The following is a 17,429-nucleotide window of genomic DNA, read 5'->3' on the forward strand; positions in this document are numbered from 1 at the left end:
CATGGATATCACCCTGAGCGATGGCACCACCTCCCTCACCCTGCCACCCGATATGCAGTGGACAGACGAGTTTGGCTGGACCCCGGTGGAGCACAGCACCGACTACAGCGCCACCGGCAGCCTGATTGTGCAGGAGGGCGAGCGACAGGACGGCAGGCCAATCACCCTGGCCACCGGCGATGGCCGTGTGCTCACCCGGGCGGAGCTGCTCCAACTCTATGCGCTGGCCGCAATACCGAACCAGGTGCTGACGCTGACCCTCTGGGGCCGGACCTTCAGCGTTATGTTCCGTCGCCCGGCCCTCGAGGCACAGGAGCTTTACCGGCAGGCCAACCCCGGCACCGATCACCCCTATACCGTCACCATTAACCTGATGGAGATCACCCCATGACAATCACCAGCGACCAGATCGTCCTCTCGGAATCCGAGGTTATGGCCGATACGGATGATGGCGGCGGCCGCATGAGCGGGCGGATCGTCGTCTCCGGCCAGATCAACAACACGTTCCCGGATATCAGCCGGATCGACCGGGTATACGGCCGCGTGAACCTCCGCAAGTTGTACCTGTTCGTGAACGCCGCCAACCAGGACACCCTACTGGGCGCGCACACCATCCTTAGCGACCGGCCTGATGACCCGAACGTCCATGTGCTGCTGTTCAACACCGAGAGCCACACCGACCGCCGGATTGATGCGCAGGACAGAATCGAGAGCTACGTGGTCGCCAGCAACGAGGCGCCGGTCTGGCTGCGGGGACGGCAGCTTGCAGGTCAGCGGGCGATACAGGCCCTGGCCCGAACCAATAACCAGCAGGATCCGGAGCCCGGGCAGATCTATGTGCTAACAGACCTTGACGCCGGCAGCGAGCAGTACGTCCGCATCACCGGCGTCGAGATCAAGGAGCAGACGTTCACCATCGACCGTGGCAGCTATGGCTTCTACAACTTCCAGCTCAAGACCTACGTGATCGAACTGGCCCAGCCGCTGGAATATGACTTCGATGGCAGCGACCCGCACCCGACCGGCAACCTCAAGGACAACATCAAGATCCTGAAAACCCAGGTGGCCGACGCCGCCAAGTATTTCGGCGCCTCCCCACTGGCCGCCCCTGCCGCAGTGGGCGATCGCGTCATCACCGTGCAAAGCACCTATTCCCCGCTGGTGCCCAGCGCCCAGAGCGAGAACGCCATCACCGACCAGGCCGCCGGCGCCCAAGCCGCCATCATCCAGCCGGCCAGCAACAACACCATCACCGTCAGCGCCGACGACGTAACCACCGACACCAACGGCGCTGGCATCTACTACACGGGGCGGGCCATTGTCCCGGGCACTCTGGTGATCTCGGGCAGTAACGGCCAGTACACCGACCAAGGCGGCAAGCTGGTCTACACCGGGGGCAGCAACAACCTGGACACTGAAAACAGCGCGGTCGATTACATCAACGGCGAGATCCGGGCGTTTTACTCGGGCGGCAGCCGATTCAATTCGGTCACGCTCACCTTCCAGCCCGGGGCCGTGGTCAACCAGCAGACCAAGCAGGCCAGTCTGGAGGTCAACCAGCAAACCCGCAGCCTGACGTGGGTGCACCAGACCGAGCCCAAAGCCTCCCCGGCCACACTCACCGTGGAGTACCGGGCGCAGGGTAACTGGTATCTGCTGCGGGATTATGGCGCCGGCGAGCTCACCGGCGACGGCACAGGCACCATCGACTACGCCACCGGCACCGTCAACTTCACCCTGGCCGCGCTGCCGGATGCCGGCACCAACATCATCATCGCCTGGGGTGAGAAGCAGGGCACGGTCATCGAGGCCGGCGCCACCATCCCGGACGCCCCCACCATCCGATTTGAAGTCGGCGAAACCGTTTAAGGAGTTACCCGCATGGGCATGGTCGCACAACCCTATACCTTCGCCAGCGCACAGATTAAGCGCAATCTGTCCGCCGGCAGCGTCGTCGTCAAATGGACGACCGGCGGTACACAGTACACCCTGACCGATGACGGCGCTGGCGGACTGACCGGCGCCGGCACCGGTACCATCAGCTACTCAAACGGCCTGATCTTCATCAACCCGGACCCAGCCCCGAGCCCGGCAGGTGGCGACTACACCATTGAGTACGAGGACTGGCAGGGCACCACCAAGTTGACGGACAGCATCACCCTGGTCACCACTGCCGGGTCTGATACCACCTACAGCCCGGCAGTCGCTATGCGGCCCGGCTCAGTGGATATTCGGCTCAGCGTGCAAAGGATCGCAAAACGCTGGATCTATCTGCCAATATCCGGAAAGACGGACCGCATCGAGTACACCACCGATCAAGTGGCCATCACTGACGACGGGAACGGAAACCTGCGCCGAGAAAAAGGCGGGCCTGTACTGGGCACCGTCAATTATGCAACCGGCGAAATCACCTTTGACGCCAGGCAGAGCTATGACTACAAGATTTATCCCGAAGCTTCCTTAATTGGTAGCGGAATCTATTGGAGAGTCGATACAGAATCGGCGATAGAGTCCTACAACGGAACCACCGCGACCATCGAATGGACAGATCCGGCCGACCCGGTTCAGGTTCGCAGCACCACGCGCCCTATCCCAGGGCTGACCATCGACCTGACGCCGACCAGCAGCCGCACCATCATTCCGAACAGCGTTCTGTTCCAGATCGGCAGCACCCTCTACCGCGACCAGGACGGCGCCATCGTCAAAGACTGGTCGCCTGTCACCAACACCGGCACCGCCGTCGGCAGCATCGACTACGCCTCCGGACTGGCCACGTTGACTGACTACCCGGCGGACACCCCAACCAGCACCCCAGTCACGCTGCTGGCCTGCCTGACAACGCTCAACCAGGCCCCAGCGAACCGAACCATCTTCCGGACCGCCGGATCGCCGCTGCGGGAGGGAAGCCTGATCGTCAACGCCACCGACATCGAGGGCAACCAGGTCACGCTGAACGCTGACACGGCGGGCAACCTCACCGGAGGTAGCATCGTCTCCGGGTTCGTGGATACGCAAACCGGGCTGGTCACGATTCAGTGGTCGGACGACACCGCCTCAAGCGGTCCGCCCGTGGTGCCCAGCACCGTGCGTTACAGCGCCGTCAGCTATACATTCCTGCCGTTGGACGCCGATCTGGTTGGTCTCGATGCTACCCGCCTGCCCAGCGATGGCCGCGTCCCTCAGTTCAACCTGGGAGACGTGATCGTGGTCAGCAACACCCAGAGCACCGAGCTGGCCACCGTCACCGCCGGGCAGGTGGTGGACTTCGGCCGCGTCAATCAGGCCGAGGCCTGGGTGGAGGGTGCTAACGGCAACCGGCTGGATCCGGCACAGTACACCCTCGACACCACCGCCGGCACCCTGACCTTTGCCGACCCGCTGGCGCTGGTCGATGTGGACGCCAACGCCGTCACCGAACCGCTCACCGTCTACAACCGCGTGGAAGACATGGGGTTGGCCACCGACGTACAGATCGGCGGGCAGATCGGCCTGAATATTCCGCTCTCCCAGGACTACACCGCCGGCGAAACCATCGCCAGTGCAGCCGTGCTCTATGGCGACCTACGCGCCCGCACCTATAACGCCTTTCATCAGCAGGCATGGAGCGGCACCTGGTCCGATGATCTGGTCGGTAACAGCACTACCGCCAAGTACAACCTGGTGAGCAACCCCATCGAGATCACCAACCAGGGCGCGATCAAGGAACGCTGGGCAATCCGGTTTACCAGCAGCACCAGCTTTGAGGTAATCGGGGAGACCGTGGGCGTGGTCGCCACCGGGAACATCAGCGCCGACTTGGCGCCAACCAACCAGGCCACTGGCGCACCGTACTTCACCATCCGATCCGCCGGCTGGGGCAGTGGCTGGGTAAGCGGCAACACCTTGCGTTTCAACACAGATGGCGGACAGGCACCCTTCTGGGTGGCGCGTACGATCGTGGCGGGGCGGGCCGTCGAAGAGACTGACCAATTCGCCACGCAGAACAGGGGGGATGCTGACTAATGGCAGAGCAAGCAAGCAAAGTTTCAGGCGTCGTCCAAATTGACGGCAACCCGGCCCAGCGCACTGTCCGCGCATTCGGGTATAGCGCAACTAGCCACAACATCGATGGCCAAGCCGTTGACCTAAGCAGATCCCTTGGTCACGCCTACAGCGACCCAGACACCGGTGAGTACACCATCGATCTGCTGGCCGGCTACGGATACGAGGTTTTCGTAGTGGCCTTCGACGACTACGGCCTAGACTTTGCCCCTGACCTCAACGTGGCCGTGGGCGACCGTGTTCATCCGACCACCCCGAACGGTTACGTTTGGGAATGCACAAGTTCCGGAACCTTGCCGACCGACGAGCCTACTTGGATTGTGGATACTGAGACATCTCAGATATACGGCACCTCCTCGATGATCGCCAAGCCATTCTACCGGCCAATGGTGCATGGGCCAGTAAAGCCGGTAGTTATGGTGGTGGATACACCAACGGTAAATGTGTCGTCGTTCTGGCGCTTATACATAACTGAAAATAGCGGATCGGAAACCAGCTACACCGCAGCTATGGCAGAATTTAAGTTTTTCGATGCTAATGGAACGTATTTCCCGGCAACTTCTGGCGCAGTGTTGTTTAGCAGCCAAAATAACACCACTTCTAATTCCGCAAGCAACGCCTTTGATGACGACGTATCGAACTACTGGTGTTCAAATGGCAGTGATCCGCTACCGCAATGGATTGGCTACGAGTTTCCAGAGCCTTTAGAGGTTTCTGCAGTGACTCTAGAATCTGGCCCGACTTCCTTTTTCGTACAAAGGATGCCGATAACATTCGACATTCAGCGATCAGATGATGGCGTGACATGGGAGACTGTAAAAAGCATCACTGCCGATCCGACATGGACGGAAAATGAAACTAGAACCTACTCGCTAACGGCGTCATGACCTACGCCCCGGAAACCGATCCGCTCTCCGTCGCACTAGACCTCGGCAGCCAGTACAGCCCGGTACTGGACCCGCTCGCGCTGGACTTCGATCTGGCCGAGTCGAGCGGCGGTTTCATCTATCGAAAGCCACCCCTGGCCGTGCCCCACGGCTACCTGAGCGCCCAGGCCAGTCAGCAGGCCAGCGACCGCCGGATTCAGGGGCACGCCCTCGCCAACCCCGAGGACGGCGCCGGCAGGCAGCACCGGAGCGAGCAGGCACGCGTTCTGGGCCTCGACGGCTACGCCAGCGGCTGGGATCGCGTACCACCAAGGGACAAGCGGCAAAACCCTTTCAGCGGCGACGAGGCCACCCCGCTCGATCTCAGGGCCGAACGTGCCCGCTGGGCCAAAGTGCCCGAGCGCGACGCCCCCGCCGGCTACGGCCGACAGGCGTGGGACGTTCAGACGCCGAAGGACCGGCGTGCCGATCAGGGCTTCAACGATCCGCGCGACCACAACGTCACCAGCACCGCCAGAGCTTACGATTCGATCCTGAACTGGCAGGTCCCGCCGCCGGAAGTGGTCAACCTGGAACATGACGAAACCCTGAATCTGGTGCGCTCTCCCTACACCCCGTCCGGGGCGCTGGTAGTCGATTTCGAGCTGGTACCGGAGGCCCTGCTGGTCGAGGTGAAACCCCCGACCCGATCCGTGGACAGTCAGCCCGACGTGCCCGGCTGGTCGCTTAAGGAAGCACTGGACGGGCGCACGATCCACCCGTGGGACAGAAAGCCCCGGCTCGGTACCGAGATCGAAATGCCAAGCGCGGTCATCCCGGACCCGCCAATCAACGAGCCGCCGCCCGCACCGGAAATCAAAAGGACCTACCGAATCATGAACAGCAGCAGCCTGCTCGAAGCCGTTACCGGTACGCCCCTGGAGTTTAAAGGCCTGACAATCGATCTGGACGCGGACAGCTTTGCATGGACCATGAGTTGCACCATCCTCAACCGAGCCAGCATGGATCAGATCCGCCCCACCGTCGCCGGCCCTGCTGAGGTGATCGCGACCATCAACGGCCATGAGTGGCGGTTTGTCATCGAGCGATACAGCCTCAACAAGCAATTTGCCCGGGAGGCTTACACGGTCAAAGGGGTATCCCGTTCCCAGTTGCTGGCGGAGCCTTACGCGCCCAAGCGCACCGGCCGCATCGAGACCCAGACAACGATGATGCAAGCCATCGCCGACCAGCTCCAGTACACCGGCTTTACCGCACAGCTCCAGACCGGGCTCTATGATTACGTGATCCCGGCAGGCGCCTGGGGGTGGGAGGATAAAACCGCCATGCAGGTGATCACCGAACTGGCGGAGTCCATTGGCGCCGTGGTGGTGCCAGACCAGGAGCAGGACATCCTGCACATCCGCCACCGGTACCGCCAAATCGGGCCCTGGAACTACGACACACTGACCGCCGGCGAGATCGACACCATCATCCAGGACGCCATGGTGATCAGTTACTCCGGCCAGTGGGAGCCGCAGCCGGAGTACAACTCGGTGTTTGTCAGCGGCGTCACCGACGGCGTCGCCATCGATGTCATCCGAACAAGCACCGCCGGAGACAAGCCCGCCCCGGACATCTTTGCAGACCTCAACGTCGAGGCGGCACAGTGCCGGCTCCGTGGCCTGACCGCGATCGCCGCCAGCGGTAACCAGGAGATCGTGACCATCGAGACGGTATTGCCAACCAGCGGATCCCCTGGCCTCATTCAGCCAGCCATGCTGGCGGAGTACCGGGATTCAACAGAACCGGCCAACAATTGGCGCGGCAACGTCCTGGGCAACAGCATCAGCGTCAGCAACCCCGGTACTGGCCGCGTCACCCAGACCGTCAAACTTGAAAGGCACTATTACTGATGGCAACCGTTAACCCGTGGAAACGATTTCAGAGGCTGCTCCCGCGAGCCGGCCGATACACCGTCACCATCGACCAGGTAAACGCCGACGGCACAAGCCTGGCCACCCGGCGGGACGGACAACGTGTAAGGCTGAAAGGTGGGCTGGTGTCGGCCGGAAAGAAGGCGTGGGTAGAGGGGGAGCAGATCATCGGCGAGGCACCGGATCTGCCCAGCGCCACGCAGTATGTTTAACCCTTAGATAACACACCCTGAACTGCATCTGCATCCCAGCTGGCAGATCCATCCAGGGTCGGCATGGCTTCAGCTTTCAGCTCTTTGGCGATCTCATCCGGAGAAAGTCCGTCACCGCGGAGGCTTTTTATCAGATCTTTTATTGTCTCAGCCTGAGCGGAGCTGGCTTTTTTAGCGGGTTCCGGGCGCGGCTTAATGGGTGCCGGTGCTTTCGCTGGCGGAGCCTTTAGCTTATTTTCCTTGGCTTGCATGCTCACAAGCTCGCCGAGGTATTCTGCGCTAAGCCTGGTGTTACTCTCGGAGTCCAGAAAAACCTGAATGATCTCCGCAACAGCTATAGACAAAATGACGAATGTAACCGCGCCAACGAACATCCCCCCGGCAACGGCCGTGCTACCGTCATTCCATATCGTTACAATTGCAGAAACGACAAGAACAGCGCCTACCAAGTAACCAAAGGCTTTATACCAGGCAGCAATAATCCTTAGAGCCGGGTACTTTTCTTTATCTGAATTCGCCATAAATCATCCCTTAATACGTGCGGTAATATCCGCTCCAGTCTGAAACGCAACCGTGTTTGAAATAGACGTAGTTGGCAGAGCCACCTGGATAGTGGTAAGCCCACTGTATTGAGCTGCCACCTGTACGCACACTGCTGGGAGGTCCCCAGGACCTGCGGACATCCGCCGGCTTCATACCCCGAGTGATCTTATTCTCGATCTGCAGGCGCCTCATCCGAGTGGAGTTGATATAAGGACATGGATCGCTGGTTGATTCGCTGGCTCGCTTTTCTGGTTCGTAAAATTCTGCATCAGTACCAGTATCGAACCGGCCGCCGATAGCTGGGGCGGGCTGATGATCAAGCTTTTTAGCGTCTTCTCCGCAGGGCTCATCGGAGAACACGGCCTGACCATTGATCGTGCATTTATAGACTGCGGCGTTCGCCGCTGCTGGCATAGCCAACAGCATCGATATAGAAATGATGACTTCCTTGAGCATACTAACCTCCGTTCCGAACACCTTAGCTGAATCACCGGAAGGCGGTTGTTAAAAACTGCAAAATATAAGACAAATATTGTGGGCATACCCCGAAATTTAGGGGTGAATTTTGGAACCACTGTGGGCATTTTGTGGCCACACCATGAACATGGATGTGCATTTATAGGGGAATGTGGGCGAGGGCGTCCGGCATGACCTTAATTAAATCAGATAGTTATAATTGCTGGCAGCACTCATAATGCTGGGGTCGGCGGTTCGACTCCGCCCCTTGCTACCAGTATTCTGAAAAGCCCGACTCGAAAGAGCCGGGCTTTTTTGTTGCTGAATCAATCCCGAAAAGTCCACCAAGTCTTCACTGCTTTTGATTCACCCTCCGGCACACCCAATTAACGTTACCAGCCCTGCTCCGGTTCCACCAGGTATGGCATACTCAATAGCCGAAACCCACAAAGTGTAAACGCGCGCCGGATTTGGCACCGAGTGGCGCCGGACTTGGCACACGCAAACCACGGTAAATCACCGCTCAAATAGACCAGCCTGCCCCCTCGGGACCGGAGCCTTTTCCCAGCTTCCGTAAATGAGCTCAACGCAGCTTGAGGGCTTGTCTGAACCACCCACAGTGTACTGATAATCGACCTCTACAACGTGAAGGCCACTGAAGGCCGATCTGACATCAGGATGGTCGTTGATGCTTATGATCATCTCACCATCGATTGACTTGGCGAGAGACGCCATAGACTCATATTCCTCGAACCCAAAAGGAACTCCGTATCCTTCGGTTTGCCAGTATGGTGGGTCTAGGTAAAACAGAGTGCCGGGGCGGTCGTACTTCTGGATTATCTTTTTCCAGTCGAGGTGCTCGATCGTTGTGCCCGAAAGCCGATAGTGGGCCTCGGCCAGGTCATGCTCAAGTGTGTAGATGTTCCACCGAGGACGGCTGGTGGCGCTTGTTCCAAAGCACTGACCATCGACCTTGCCACCGAACGCCTGCTTTTGCAGGTATAGGAAGCGCGCAGCCCGCTGGACGTCCGTCATGGTCTCAGGCGGGGTCTGGCTCATCCACTCCCAGTGCTGCCGACTCGATAGCAGCCACTTGAACTGTTTGTACAGCTCCTCCAGGTGGTACTTGACCACGCGGTAAAGGTTAACCAAGTCGCCATTCACATCATTCAAGATCTCGACCTTGGAAGGATCCTTCATGAAAAACAGTGCAGCTGCGCCGCAGAATGGTTCTACGTAGCAGCTGTGGTCTGGGAACAGCGGGATAATGTGATCAGCGAGTTTTCGTTTGCCGCCGATCCAGGGTACGAGAGGTTTTGCCATGGGAGTACTTCACATCCTTTTCCATGGGACTCGCGGTCCTCTCGTTGATTTTCCCGCAGCGCGGGCATTTGATTTCTAGTTGTTCAAACAAACCCTTAGCGAGCAGCCTGTTGCAACTACCACAACGGATGTTATGCATGTGAACCTACCTTGTTTCTGGTAGGCTTTCTCGCGCCGTGACGTCGCGGTGAGAAAGCCTTGGCTGGTTCACAGCGCCTAGCTCGCTGTGTTCTGGTGGCCCTCTAGCGTGGCAGCGCTATTGGGTCGCTTTCTCTTTTCTTCAAAATTAATCGATGGCTTCCAGCAGTGGAGACAATAGGATGTCGCGGGGGGTGACCCTCCATACCTTGTCGAAACGGAGCAACGGATGCCCGGCCTGTTGGAAAGCCCAGGCAATCAGCTCAGAACAAAACCAGGAGTCTTGCTCCTGCCAGTTACGGCGAAAGCCCCATCCAAAGATGCCGGGCCAGTCGTAGGGCCGGCCAATCTGGCTGCGGGCGGCCTCAACAACCTCAGCAGGCGCAGCCACCTGGAAGCGAACAGACGCCTTAACCGGCTCGGGATCTCGCACGGAGACACCGAAACGGGCCGTGGCGCCCAGCAGCCGGCCATCGTCCAGAACCAGGTCCACATGGCTGAACGGCGACCAGGTGGCCCAGCGGATCACCCGGTTGCCGATGCCTTTGGTGGTGGAGAATTGCAGGGTGATCATGGTTTCAGGGCTTCTAGCTGGTCTATATAAGGCTGGGCGACCACCTCCATGTCATGTGCGGATGACTGGTCGGTGGCCGCGTCGACAGCGGCTTTCCCAGATAGGCGGATCTGGCGGATGTTACTGAGAACTTGTGTCCAGGCTGCGGCAGTAGCTTCGATGTTCTGGGCCGATTCCTCTGCAGAAATACCTGCAGCGTCTGCCCACACCTGAATATCTGCCGGCACCGAATTTGCCGGACTGCCGGCCGCACGCCACTCTTTTGTGGCCTCCAGCGCCTGGCGATATTCCTGCTCCACCAGTTGGCCATCACTTACGTAGCGTTGGCGGGCTTGTCCCGCAGCCCGGTCGATGGCTTGCTTGGCTGATTTTCGCCGATCGGCCAAAACGGGTATCGGCTTCGACTCCAAGTACGGCCTGCCATCTGAATCAACCTTTATCGTGCTTCCGTCCGCCTGCCCGTTGATCAATGTAGCGTGATCTTCATATGAAATCTCGACAACGTCGGCAGGCAGGTTGTCGTGAATGGCGTCATCGAAAAATCCACCGGCAGTCTTGCTAAAGTAAAGTGCCATATACGACTCCTAGTATCCGAAAGCGAAGTATTGAGCAGCCATCCCTGCCTGCTTGGAAGGGCCTGTAGGGTCGAGCCTGCGTCCCGCGCCTCGAATTTCCGTCAAAGTGCTATTACCGTTGGTTCCGTAAACAGTCGCGGTGTCCGTGTCCCAAAGTCCTCCAGTAGCTGAATCCGCATTTGCCTCAGTTAATACTGCGCCCAAGAACGCGTTTGGGAAGGCGATCGGAAAGAAAGCTGCTATGAAGCCCTGACTATCGGTAGCTGCTTTACCCCATTGAATGATCAGACCACCTGGAAGCCTCTGATAACCACTGTCCGCCAGATTCTGGTTCCCGCCTTTAAATGCTGCCAACAAAGCTGCGCCATCGATCAACCGTCCGGCGTCGAAGGCCTGAGCCTCGGCATCCGTCGCCACCAACACCGGCGCAGTCCAGTCGGTCACACCGTCCGCAATGAGCACTAAGCGCCGGGAAACGGTCAGGGACAGGCTGGCAGCACCCTCGATGGTGTCCGGGTTCGTGCCGTCCGGGGTCACCGTCACGGCGTTGGCGCTGCTGTCGGTGCGGGCGATTGTGTAGCCCAGGCCCTTATTGCCAGCAGAGGCCGGCAAATTCAGTGTCACATCGCCTGCACTAGCATCCACCAGCACCAGCCCGGCCTCGGCCACGGTCAGGGACTTCGGCGAGTCCGCACTGGTAACGGTCGTAACACCACGGGCAGAAAGCCGACTTACAGCTTCGACCACCTGTTGCAAGTCCGTGTGATCCGGTTGCTGGCCTGATTTCGAGACCAAGGCCACCAGGCTCTCCAGAATCATGTGGTACCAGTAAGCACCCGGAATTGTCGCGGGGATACCCTGCGCGGGGTTGCCATCGGTCGGATAACCTGCACTGGGCGTTTGTGGAGCCTGCGGCGCCGACTGCGTTGCATTGCGCTCATAAACTCTATCGACCATCAGTCCTCTCCATAAGCAAATAGAACACGGGTATGCGCCGGCTTCAGGCGCTCAATAACACACTCCAAGCGGTCGTTGCCCCACGTGGCAAGGGCCTCGCCGACGTTGCCGATGACGGAGTGATAGATCACGGTTTCCTCGGCGCTGCGCACGGTGAAAGCCCATCGCCAGGCGATGCCATAGATCGGCTTGTCAACCGGGTCGCCAACGGTATGCGCGGTGTAGTCTTCCACCGCAACGGCGTAACCGAGATCCGCCGCCAGTTCCTGAAAGTACTTGCGGCTGGCACCGCCGGTACTCGTGAACACTCGCAACAGGGCCGCTCGACGCTCTGCGATGGTCTGCTCACGGTCGACACAAGGATCAGGCAAGCCGGCCACTCGCTCCCAGTCGCTGAGCAGCTCATAGGCGGTACGCGGATCCGCCTCGTTGATCAGCACATCCGCCCGACCGTCCAATCGTTCGAACGCGCCAGCCCGAGCAGCCAGAAGTTGCTGCCAAAGGCTCTCGGGCGCTTGCGGCAGAGCTGCCCCGGGCGGAGCCAGCTGATTCATCAGGTCTTTATACTGGTCACGGCTTAAAGCCATGTCGGTGTCCCCAGAACGGCGATTTCGTTAATGGCATGCACCACATCCGTGTCAGGCATCACCAGTTCATGGCGGCTGTCTCCGGCGGCTACGTAGATGACACCGGATAGCTGCTCTCGATATAGAGTGCCACCAGGCTTGGCCACATCGGTCAGAAAGTCCTTGAGTGCGGCACTTACCCGATCGCGGGCTTGCTGGGTGTCAGGCGTTAGACGGATGCTCGGATCTAACGGTTTGGCCACTGGTTTAACAGCATAAAACCCTCTGGCGGCCACCGGACGCTCCCCATCGATGTAGGTCTCGACCGCCTGTATGACGGCATCGGTGGGAATAATGTTGGCCAGTTCGTCGCACACCAGGCGCAGGGACACCTCCCCTTCGTCCGGTTGATGCGGGTAAACCCAGGCCCGGGTCACATCCGGATGCGCCTCGAGGGCCCAGCCAATGTAATCCGCCTCGCTGCCCCCATGGGGCTGCCGGCGAATCCGCTCCAGCAGTCGCTCCCGGAGCCGCTCAATGTCCTCTTGATCGGCGCCGCCAGTGAGCCCCTCTGTATCTACTGTGGCCTCAGCATTCACGCCGCTTACCGGTTCCACAAAACGCAGCGTGGCGCCGGCATCCAGATTGCCGGAGGCACCAGGCTCTACAGCCGTGAGTTGCGCCACCGCATTGCCCTGAGCATCCAGAGTCACGGTGTCGTCCACCGTGTAGACCGCACCGCTGTCATGCTCAAGCTCTGTATCCTGCAACACCTGCGCGCCGGAGGTGCCGGTCAACAGCACCGGGCCAGTGGCAGACACCGCCTCTTCCCGCTCGATCCGCCAGATGCCTGCCCAGCGTTCCAGGTACTCCGCATCCGCAGTGTCGATCATCAGTTGCTTGGCCAGCCACGCCAGATAGCCATAAAGGCCATGAGCCACACCGGCATCCACATCGGCAATCACCCGCAGTAGCGACCGGCGCAACTCCGGACGTGCCGACGACACCCGACCCCGGATATCGGCCCGGACGCCTTCGGCCAGTTCGGTTAAGCTCGGCGAGTTCCAGGGCATCGATTACCTCCACACATAGTCAAATTGTTGCGCCAGGCGCGTGCCGTCACCACGGATCACAGCCACGTCGATCAGCAGCCGGTCACCACCCACCGTGCGCGCTTCCACTTCGATATCGGTGGCCACGCGGTCATCCAGCAACCATTGCAGCGCCTCCCGGGCGTAGCCCTCGGCACGCCGGCGAACTTCCTCCAGATCCTTCTCGCGGCTCAGCAGCCAGAGGCGCGAGCCAAACTGGTCACCCTGCCGATCGGCCAGGGCGTCGGCCCACCAGCCACGCCGGTCGGTGGTGCCGTCTGGCAAGGCGTCGTCCGCACGGGCGCGGCGATCGCTCAGGAGTGACAGCGCCACGGCCGTGCGCATGCCATCGTCAGCCAGTAGGTCGCCGTTGGTACCAAGAGACACGTCCAGCTCCCCATTGAGTCCCTTTAGGCGCACATCCATCAGATCATCCCCTGGTTGGGCGAATCAGTCGGCCCACCGTTGTCGTTTTCATTGTGGGTATGGCTGTTGTAGGTACCGCGCATGTCACTCATGGTGCCTACGCCGTCCTGCACCTGGCCGGCCGCCACCATGTTGCCGCCGGCGTTGATGTTCTGCTCAACCACCAGGTTGCCGGTGGCCGTGGTCAGCGGCGTGTCCAGGGTGACGGACGTGCTGGCGATCACCCGTACCTCCGGCGCCGTCACTTCCACCGCGTTACCGGCGTTCAGGCGCACCACGCGACCGCGCGCGAACACCAGCTCGTCGCCCTCATCGGTGTAAAGCGCCACCTCACCCTCGGCCAAGCCCTTGCGGCGGTACCGGCGGTCGCTGGCCACCAGCGCCACCAGGTGGCCACGGGCACCGCCCACGGCAGCGGCGATGGTCTCCGCGCCCTTCAGCGGTCGAGCCGTAAACCCGTACGGCTCCATGTGCTCCAGGTTGCGGGTTTCGCCCTTGAGCAGGCTCATCTGCAGGCGCTGCAGCCCTGCGCTGGATTCGGTACGGCCAACCACGCCCCGGCTGATCAGCAGGCGCAGGCGGCGCCACAGCGGCGACAGCAGTTTGTAAGCCTCGCGCGCATTCACCACACACTCTCCTCTTGCTCGGGCTCCGGCTGGGCCTGCAGGTCAAAGCTGCTGGGCGGGGCCACACGGATCTCGCTGCGTTCGCCGCGCTCATCGAGCAGCAGCTGCACCTCAGTGATCAGCCACTCCACGCCATCCAGCCCCAGCCAACGATCGCGCACTGGCACGATGTCCCCCGGCCGCCAGATGCCCTGGGCGTGCTGCCAGCCGGCCACCGTGTAAGTCACGCCCCGGGATTCACCCCAGCGCCGGCGCACTTCCCAATCCGCCCGTTGCTTACAGGAGCTGCGATCCACACCGGTGTCACAAACCACCAACGTGGGGCGGTACCGACCAATACCAGTGTCCTTGGCCCGGCCCTCCGGCTCGCTGGCTGTTTCACCCCAGATGGCGTCGTCGGCCACGCTTTGGCCTTGGACAATCACTTCGCTGAACCGGTCCCGATCGCTGAAGCGGCCGCTGGCCGTGCGGATGTTCTCGCCCAGGGCCAGCTCCGTGCTCAAGCGCCCGCGCGGCGGCCGGGTGATCACCAGGCGGCCATCGGCATCCGGTACCAGAATGAGTGCGCGGTAACTGGCAATCTGGGCCAGGGCCTCGGCGTAGGTCTGGCCAGGCTCCACCTCCAGGCTACGAATCGGCCCGCCCACGTTGATCTCGGCCACCACCTCAATGCCAAAAGGCCGGGCCAGCTTGCGGGCGATCTGCAGCACGGTCTGGGACGTCTCAATCGGTTGGGCGGTACCGGAGGCATCCACCAGGTCTGCCGTTTTAGAACGGCCGCTAACCACCAGGCTGTGCGTGCGGGCGTCGTAACTAGGCAGCACGTCGTCGATGTAACCGGTAATCACGCGCTCGCCGTCAATCTCTACCGTCACCGACTGGCCCGGGCGCAGCGGCCGGGGCTCAGGTGAGTCCGCCCATTTCTCGGTCAGGCTTACCTCGAAGGTGTCCGCCATCTGTTTCAGGCTCCGGCGGATGGTCACGTTCTTCCAGCCGCCGTGGAGCTTTCCATCTACGCGCAACATCAGCTCACTCACTCAGCACCTCCAGCTCCGAACCACCGGGCACCGCACCTGGATGACGGACGCGGTTGCGGGCCACGATCTCCTCGCTGCGGGTGGCGTCGCCATACAGGCGATGGGCGATCACCAGCGCCGGCATGGCGCGGCGGGTGTTGAATACAGTCAGCTCTGGCAGGGCGGTACCGCGCCGGCGCAGGTCATCCACCACGGCCGCGCGCAGAGACACCAGGCGTTGAGTGGTTGCCGGTGTGGGTGGCTCCGTGGTGGAGAGCGGGTCGGTCAAGCCACGGTGGATGGTCTCCAGGCTTTGCTGGGCACTGTCGCGGGTGTTGTAGGTCCAGCTGGCAGAGGCACGGGCAGCCGCCACGGCTGAGCCACGGCGAACCAGGTTAACGGCAGCGGTCTGCGCCTGGGCCTGCAGGCGGGTGTCCAGTGGAGCGGTTAGCGATGCGGACCGGGTCTCACCGGCACCGAACAGCGCCTCATAGGAACGCAGTGCCCGCAATGGCTCGGCCAGCCGATCGGCAATGCCCACCAGGCTGTCTATGATGGCCACGCCCAATTCACCTGGCGTGCGGATTACGCGGGCAATGGTGCCGCCGATATCGCCGGCGATGCCTTCCGCGTCTTGAAGGGCATTCAGAATGGCGGTTTCCACCTCTTCCACCCGATCAGCGGCCAGGTCGACGATCTCGAACTGCTCCTCAAACTCCGCCTGCAGGGCATCGAAGGCGCTCTCGGCGCGGTCTTCCACCACCTTCTGGGTGTCTGCCACCGCACGCGGGTACCGGGGCTTGTCATCCGCCCGAACGACGGTAAGGGTTACCCGGGCCATGCCGCCTTCGCGGGTGGTTTCGGTGATGCGCGGCTCACCAATCACCACCACCTGGTGTGTGCCGTAATAGCTGTGGCGCATCTCAAAGGCACCCGGCAGCTCCAGGGCATCCGCCAGGCGGTTGCGCTGTGCGTCGTAATCGTCACCCACCAGGTAGCCGGTGATCTGCCACTCCCGCGCCTTGCGGCCCAGGTCTTCGGCGTAGGGCTCATCGCGCAGGGGGTACTCGTGCACTTCCACACGGCGACCAGGTGAGATGGAGCCGCGCTCCAGGTAAAGCACCACGCCCCGGAACTCGGCGGTGCCGTCTCCGATTCGATCTCTCCAGGTCATTGGGCTATGCTCCTCGGATAGATGGAGGGAGTGTAATGATGAGCAATTGGATTCGAGTCCCGCTGGGAATGCTGGCCGGCCTGTTGATTTACATCGTGGTTTCTCAAGCCGGGGATGACCGCACCTTGGAGATGAAAATCAGCGCCGAACAGGCGACCCAAGAAGACATTCAAAAAGCTAAGGGCTACCTGGCCGGCTTTCTGGAGACCTGCCCAACCCTCTTTAACAAATTCGAAGACCGCATTGTTGAAGGCCCCACTATTGAGTTGAAAAGCCCCATGCCGTATCGAGAAGACACCTACGGCTGGCCCCTGGAAGTGGAAGTCAGTCTCGTGGTTGCCCCTGATGGCGGCGTGGCCAGCGGTCACCACGTTTATTATTACCTGTGGGACGATGTATGGCTTACACAGAAGCATCAGGGGGCTGAGTTTTGCGGCCGCCAAGGAAAAGCCGGCAGAGACACCGTCGTCTACACCAAAGGCGAGCCCAAAAGTAACGCCCCTATCGGCGTCACTATCGACCCGGCCGAGAAAGCCGAATCCGAAGCGATCGCCAGCAAGCTGGGACTCAGCCATGGAGAAAGGTACAGCTATCGCGAGTGGCGGCTGGACACCCTGGAAAGGTTCCGGTACCACCTGCCGGCCATTGGTGACTGCGGCACCTGGACCGAACCTAAGGACTGTGATCGGCAAGCCAGATATGAGGGCGTGGAACTCATCTACTGCTCTCACGGGAAAGACCGATACGGCGCTTGTGTCCGGCCCGGGGATGGCCCCTTTCTGGAGACCTACTACCTGACCGAGCACGATGTGACCCTCCTGGCAGAGGAACACCTGACCGATGAGGGGAGCTACTTCAAGCTGCTGCAACTTGCTGAGGGACGCCAACCAGATATTTACAAAAACTGA

20 protein-coding genes are annotated in these 17,429 nt (G+C 60.8%); 7 read left to right on the forward strand and 13 right to left on the reverse strand.

The features are described from left to right. The first annotated feature begins 1 nt into the window (after position 1). The 6 genes from msub_RS07405 to msub_RS07430 are packed head-to-tail and all read left to right on the forward strand — an operon-like array spanning position 2 to position 7,056. On the forward strand, positions 2-391 hold the full coding sequence (locus tag msub_RS07405) for a hypothetical protein (RefSeq protein WP_082146431.1): 390 nt from the start codon (positions 2-4) through the stop codon (positions 389-391). Next, entirely contained in the window at positions 388-1,869 is a 1,482-nt protein-coding gene (locus msub_RS07410) for a hypothetical protein (RefSeq protein WP_048495424.1), read from the forward strand. The genes msub_RS07405 and msub_RS07410 overlap by 4 nt, the downstream gene beginning before the upstream one ends. Before the next feature lie 12 nt (positions 1,870-1,881). Then, positions 1,882-4,002, forward strand: a complete 2,121-nt coding sequence (locus tag msub_RS07415) for a hypothetical protein (RefSeq protein ID WP_048495425.1) — start codon at positions 1,882-1,884, stop codon at positions 4,000-4,002. After that, entirely contained in the window at positions 4,002-4,928 is a 927-nt protein-coding gene (locus msub_RS07420; protein WP_048495426.1) for a discoidin domain-containing protein, read from the forward strand. The genes msub_RS07415 and msub_RS07420 overlap by 1 nt, the downstream gene beginning before the upstream one ends. Further along, positions 4,925-6,823 carry a hypothetical protein gene (locus tag msub_RS07425; RefSeq protein WP_048495427.1) on the forward strand — a complete coding sequence of 633 codons (1,899 nt, stop codon included), beginning with the start codon at positions 4,925-4,927 and terminating at the stop codon, positions 6,821-6,823. Before msub_RS07420 ends, msub_RS07425 begins: the two co-directional genes overlap by 4 nt. Next, positions 6,823-7,056 carry a hypothetical protein gene (locus msub_RS07430; protein WP_048495428.1) on the forward strand — a complete coding sequence of 78 codons (234 nt, stop codon included), beginning with the start codon at positions 6,823-6,825 and terminating at the stop codon, positions 7,054-7,056. Before msub_RS07425 ends, msub_RS07430 begins: the two co-directional genes overlap by 1 nt. Here msub_RS07430 and msub_RS07435 read toward each other — a convergent pair. From msub_RS07435 to msub_RS07495, 13 genes are all read right to left on the reverse strand, one after another. Then, positions 7,053-7,577, reverse strand: a complete 525-nt coding sequence (locus tag msub_RS07435; RefSeq protein ID WP_048495429.1) for a hypothetical protein — start codon at positions 7,575-7,577, stop codon at positions 7,053-7,055. The two genes, msub_RS07430 and msub_RS07435, sit on opposite strands and share 4 nt — an antisense overlap. A 10-nt stretch (positions 7,578-7,587) precedes the next feature. Beyond that, complete coding sequence (locus msub_RS07440) at positions 7,588-8,055, reverse strand: DUF4124 domain-containing protein (protein WP_048495430.1); 468 nt, start codon at positions 8,053-8,055, stop codon at positions 7,588-7,590. A gap of 516 nt (positions 8,056-8,571) precedes the next feature. Beyond that, entirely contained in the window at positions 8,572-9,378 is an 807-nt protein-coding gene (locus tag msub_RS07450) for a DNA adenine methylase (RefSeq protein ID WP_048494146.1), read from the reverse strand. After that, on the reverse strand, positions 9,329-9,517 hold the full coding sequence (locus msub_RS21020) for a Com family DNA-binding transcriptional regulator (protein WP_082146364.1): 189 nt from the start codon (positions 9,515-9,517) through the stop codon (positions 9,329-9,331). The genes msub_RS07450 and msub_RS21020 overlap by 50 nt, the downstream gene beginning before the upstream one ends. A 147-nt stretch (positions 9,518-9,664) precedes the next feature. Further along, positions 9,665-10,090 carry a C40 family peptidase gene (locus msub_RS07455; RefSeq protein WP_048494145.1) on the reverse strand — a complete coding sequence of 142 codons (426 nt, stop codon included), beginning with the start codon at positions 10,088-10,090 and terminating at the stop codon, positions 9,665-9,667. Then, positions 10,087-10,665 carry a hypothetical protein gene (locus msub_RS07460; protein WP_048494144.1) on the reverse strand — a complete coding sequence of 193 codons (579 nt, stop codon included), beginning with the start codon at positions 10,663-10,665 and terminating at the stop codon, positions 10,087-10,089. The genes msub_RS07455 and msub_RS07460 overlap by 4 nt, the downstream gene beginning before the upstream one ends. A gap of 9 nt (positions 10,666-10,674) precedes the next feature. Beyond that, positions 10,675-11,622 carry a gp53-like domain-containing protein gene (locus msub_RS07465; RefSeq protein ID WP_048494143.1) on the reverse strand — a complete coding sequence of 316 codons (948 nt, stop codon included), beginning with the start codon at positions 11,620-11,622 and terminating at the stop codon, positions 10,675-10,677. After that, the gene (locus tag msub_RS07470; protein ID WP_048494142.1) at positions 11,622-12,209 is read right to left on the reverse strand and encodes a YmfQ family protein; all 588 of its coding nucleotides are present in this window, start codon (positions 12,207-12,209) and stop codon (positions 11,622-11,624) included. Before msub_RS07470 ends, msub_RS07465 begins: the two co-directional genes overlap by 1 nt. Continuing rightward, on the reverse strand, positions 12,200-13,261 hold the full coding sequence (locus tag msub_RS07475) for a baseplate J/gp47 family protein (protein WP_048494141.1): 1,062 nt from the start codon (positions 13,259-13,261) through the stop codon (positions 12,200-12,202). The genes msub_RS07470 and msub_RS07475 overlap by 10 nt, the downstream gene beginning before the upstream one ends. 3 nt (positions 13,262-13,264) lie before the next feature. Continuing rightward, positions 13,265-13,705: a phage GP46 family protein gene (locus tag msub_RS07480; RefSeq protein ID WP_048494140.1), complete on the reverse strand. Its 441-nt coding sequence runs from the start codon at positions 13,703-13,705 to the stop codon at positions 13,265-13,267. Further along, positions 13,705-14,334 carry a phage baseplate assembly protein V gene (locus tag msub_RS07485; RefSeq protein WP_048494139.1) on the reverse strand — a complete coding sequence of 210 codons (630 nt, stop codon included), beginning with the start codon at positions 14,332-14,334 and terminating at the stop codon, positions 13,705-13,707. Before msub_RS07485 ends, msub_RS07480 begins: the two co-directional genes overlap by 1 nt. Beyond that, positions 14,328-15,368 (reverse strand): phage baseplate assembly protein, encoded by a 1,041-nt coding sequence (locus msub_RS07490; protein ID WP_048494138.1) that lies wholly within the window; start codon positions 15,366-15,368, stop codon positions 14,328-14,330. The genes msub_RS07485 and msub_RS07490 overlap by 7 nt, the downstream gene beginning before the upstream one ends. After that, positions 15,361-16,521, reverse strand: a complete 1,161-nt coding sequence (locus msub_RS07495; RefSeq protein WP_048494137.1) for a DNA circularization protein — start codon at positions 16,519-16,521, stop codon at positions 15,361-15,363. Before msub_RS07495 ends, msub_RS07490 begins: the two co-directional genes overlap by 8 nt. Before the next feature lie 38 nt (positions 16,522-16,559). On the opposite strand from msub_RS07495, the gene msub_RS07500 reads away from it, so the two are divergent. Next, complete coding sequence (locus msub_RS07500; RefSeq protein ID WP_156182732.1) at positions 16,560-17,429, forward strand: hypothetical protein; 870 nt, start codon at positions 16,560-16,562, stop codon at positions 17,427-17,429.

It is taken from the genome of Marinobacter subterrani, from assembly GCF_001045555.1.
Lineage (GTDB): Bacteria > Pseudomonadota > Gammaproteobacteria > Pseudomonadales > Oleiphilaceae > Marinobacter > Marinobacter subterrani.

What these genes read in the sequence shown, in the direction of transcription:
- msub_RS07410 (WP_048495424.1), top strand. Translation starts at nt 388, where the DNA reads ATGACAATCACCAGCGACCAGATCGTCCTCTCGGAATCCGAGGTTATG.
- msub_RS07405 (WP_082146431.1), top strand. Translation starts at nt 2, where the DNA reads ATGGATATCACCCTGAGCGATGGCACCACCTCCCTCACCCTGCCACCC.
- msub_RS07465 (WP_048494143.1), bottom strand. Translation starts at nt 11,622, where the DNA reads ATGGTCGATAGAGTTTATGAGCGCAATGCAACGCAGTCGGCGCCGCAG.
- msub_RS07455 (WP_048494145.1), bottom strand. Translation starts at nt 10,090, where the DNA reads ATGATCACCCTGCAATTCTCCACCACCAAAGGCATCGGCAACCGGGTG.
- msub_RS07425 (WP_048495427.1), top strand. Translation starts at nt 4,925, where the DNA reads ATGACCTACGCCCCGGAAACCGATCCGCTCTCCGTCGCACTAGACCTC.
- msub_RS07440 (WP_048495430.1), bottom strand. Translation starts at nt 8,055, where the DNA reads ATGCTCAAGGAAGTCATCATTTCTATATCGATGCTGTTGGCTATGCCA.
- msub_RS07475 (WP_048494141.1), bottom strand. Translation starts at nt 13,261, where the DNA reads ATGCCCTGGAACTCGCCGAGCTTAACCGAACTGGCCGAAGGCGTCCGG.
- msub_RS07435 (WP_048495429.1), bottom strand. Translation starts at nt 7,577, where the DNA reads ATGGCGAATTCAGATAAAGAAAAGTACCCGGCTCTAAGGATTATTGCT.
- msub_RS07430 (WP_048495428.1), top strand. Translation starts at nt 6,823, where the DNA reads ATGGCAACCGTTAACCCGTGGAAACGATTTCAGAGGCTGCTCCCGCGA.
- msub_RS21020 (WP_082146364.1), bottom strand. Translation starts at nt 9,517, where the DNA reads ATGCATAACATCCGTTGTGGTAGTTGCAACAGGCTGCTCGCTAAGGGT.
- msub_RS07470 (WP_048494142.1), bottom strand. Translation starts at nt 12,209, where the DNA reads ATGGCTTTAAGCCGTGACCAGTATAAAGACCTGATGAATCAGCTGGCT.
- msub_RS07420 (WP_048495426.1), top strand. Translation starts at nt 4,002, where the DNA reads ATGGCAGAGCAAGCAAGCAAAGTTTCAGGCGTCGTCCAAATTGACGGC.
- msub_RS07415 (WP_048495425.1), top strand. Translation starts at nt 1,882, where the DNA reads ATGGGCATGGTCGCACAACCCTATACCTTCGCCAGCGCACAGATTAAG.
- msub_RS07495 (WP_048494137.1), bottom strand. Translation starts at nt 16,521, where the DNA reads ATGACCTGGAGAGATCGAATCGGAGACGGCACCGCCGAGTTCCGGGGC.
- msub_RS07460 (WP_048494144.1), bottom strand. Translation starts at nt 10,665, where the DNA reads ATGGCACTTTACTTTAGCAAGACTGCCGGTGGATTTTTCGATGACGCC.
- msub_RS07500 (WP_156182732.1), top strand. Translation starts at nt 16,560, where the DNA reads ATGAGCAATTGGATTCGAGTCCCGCTGGGAATGCTGGCCGGCCTGTTG.
- msub_RS07450 (WP_048494146.1), bottom strand. Translation starts at nt 9,378, where the DNA reads ATGGCAAAACCTCTCGTACCCTGGATCGGCGGCAAACGAAAACTCGCT.
- msub_RS07480 (WP_048494140.1), bottom strand. Translation starts at nt 13,705, where the DNA reads ATGGATGTGCGCCTAAAGGGACTCAATGGGGAGCTGGACGTGTCTCTT.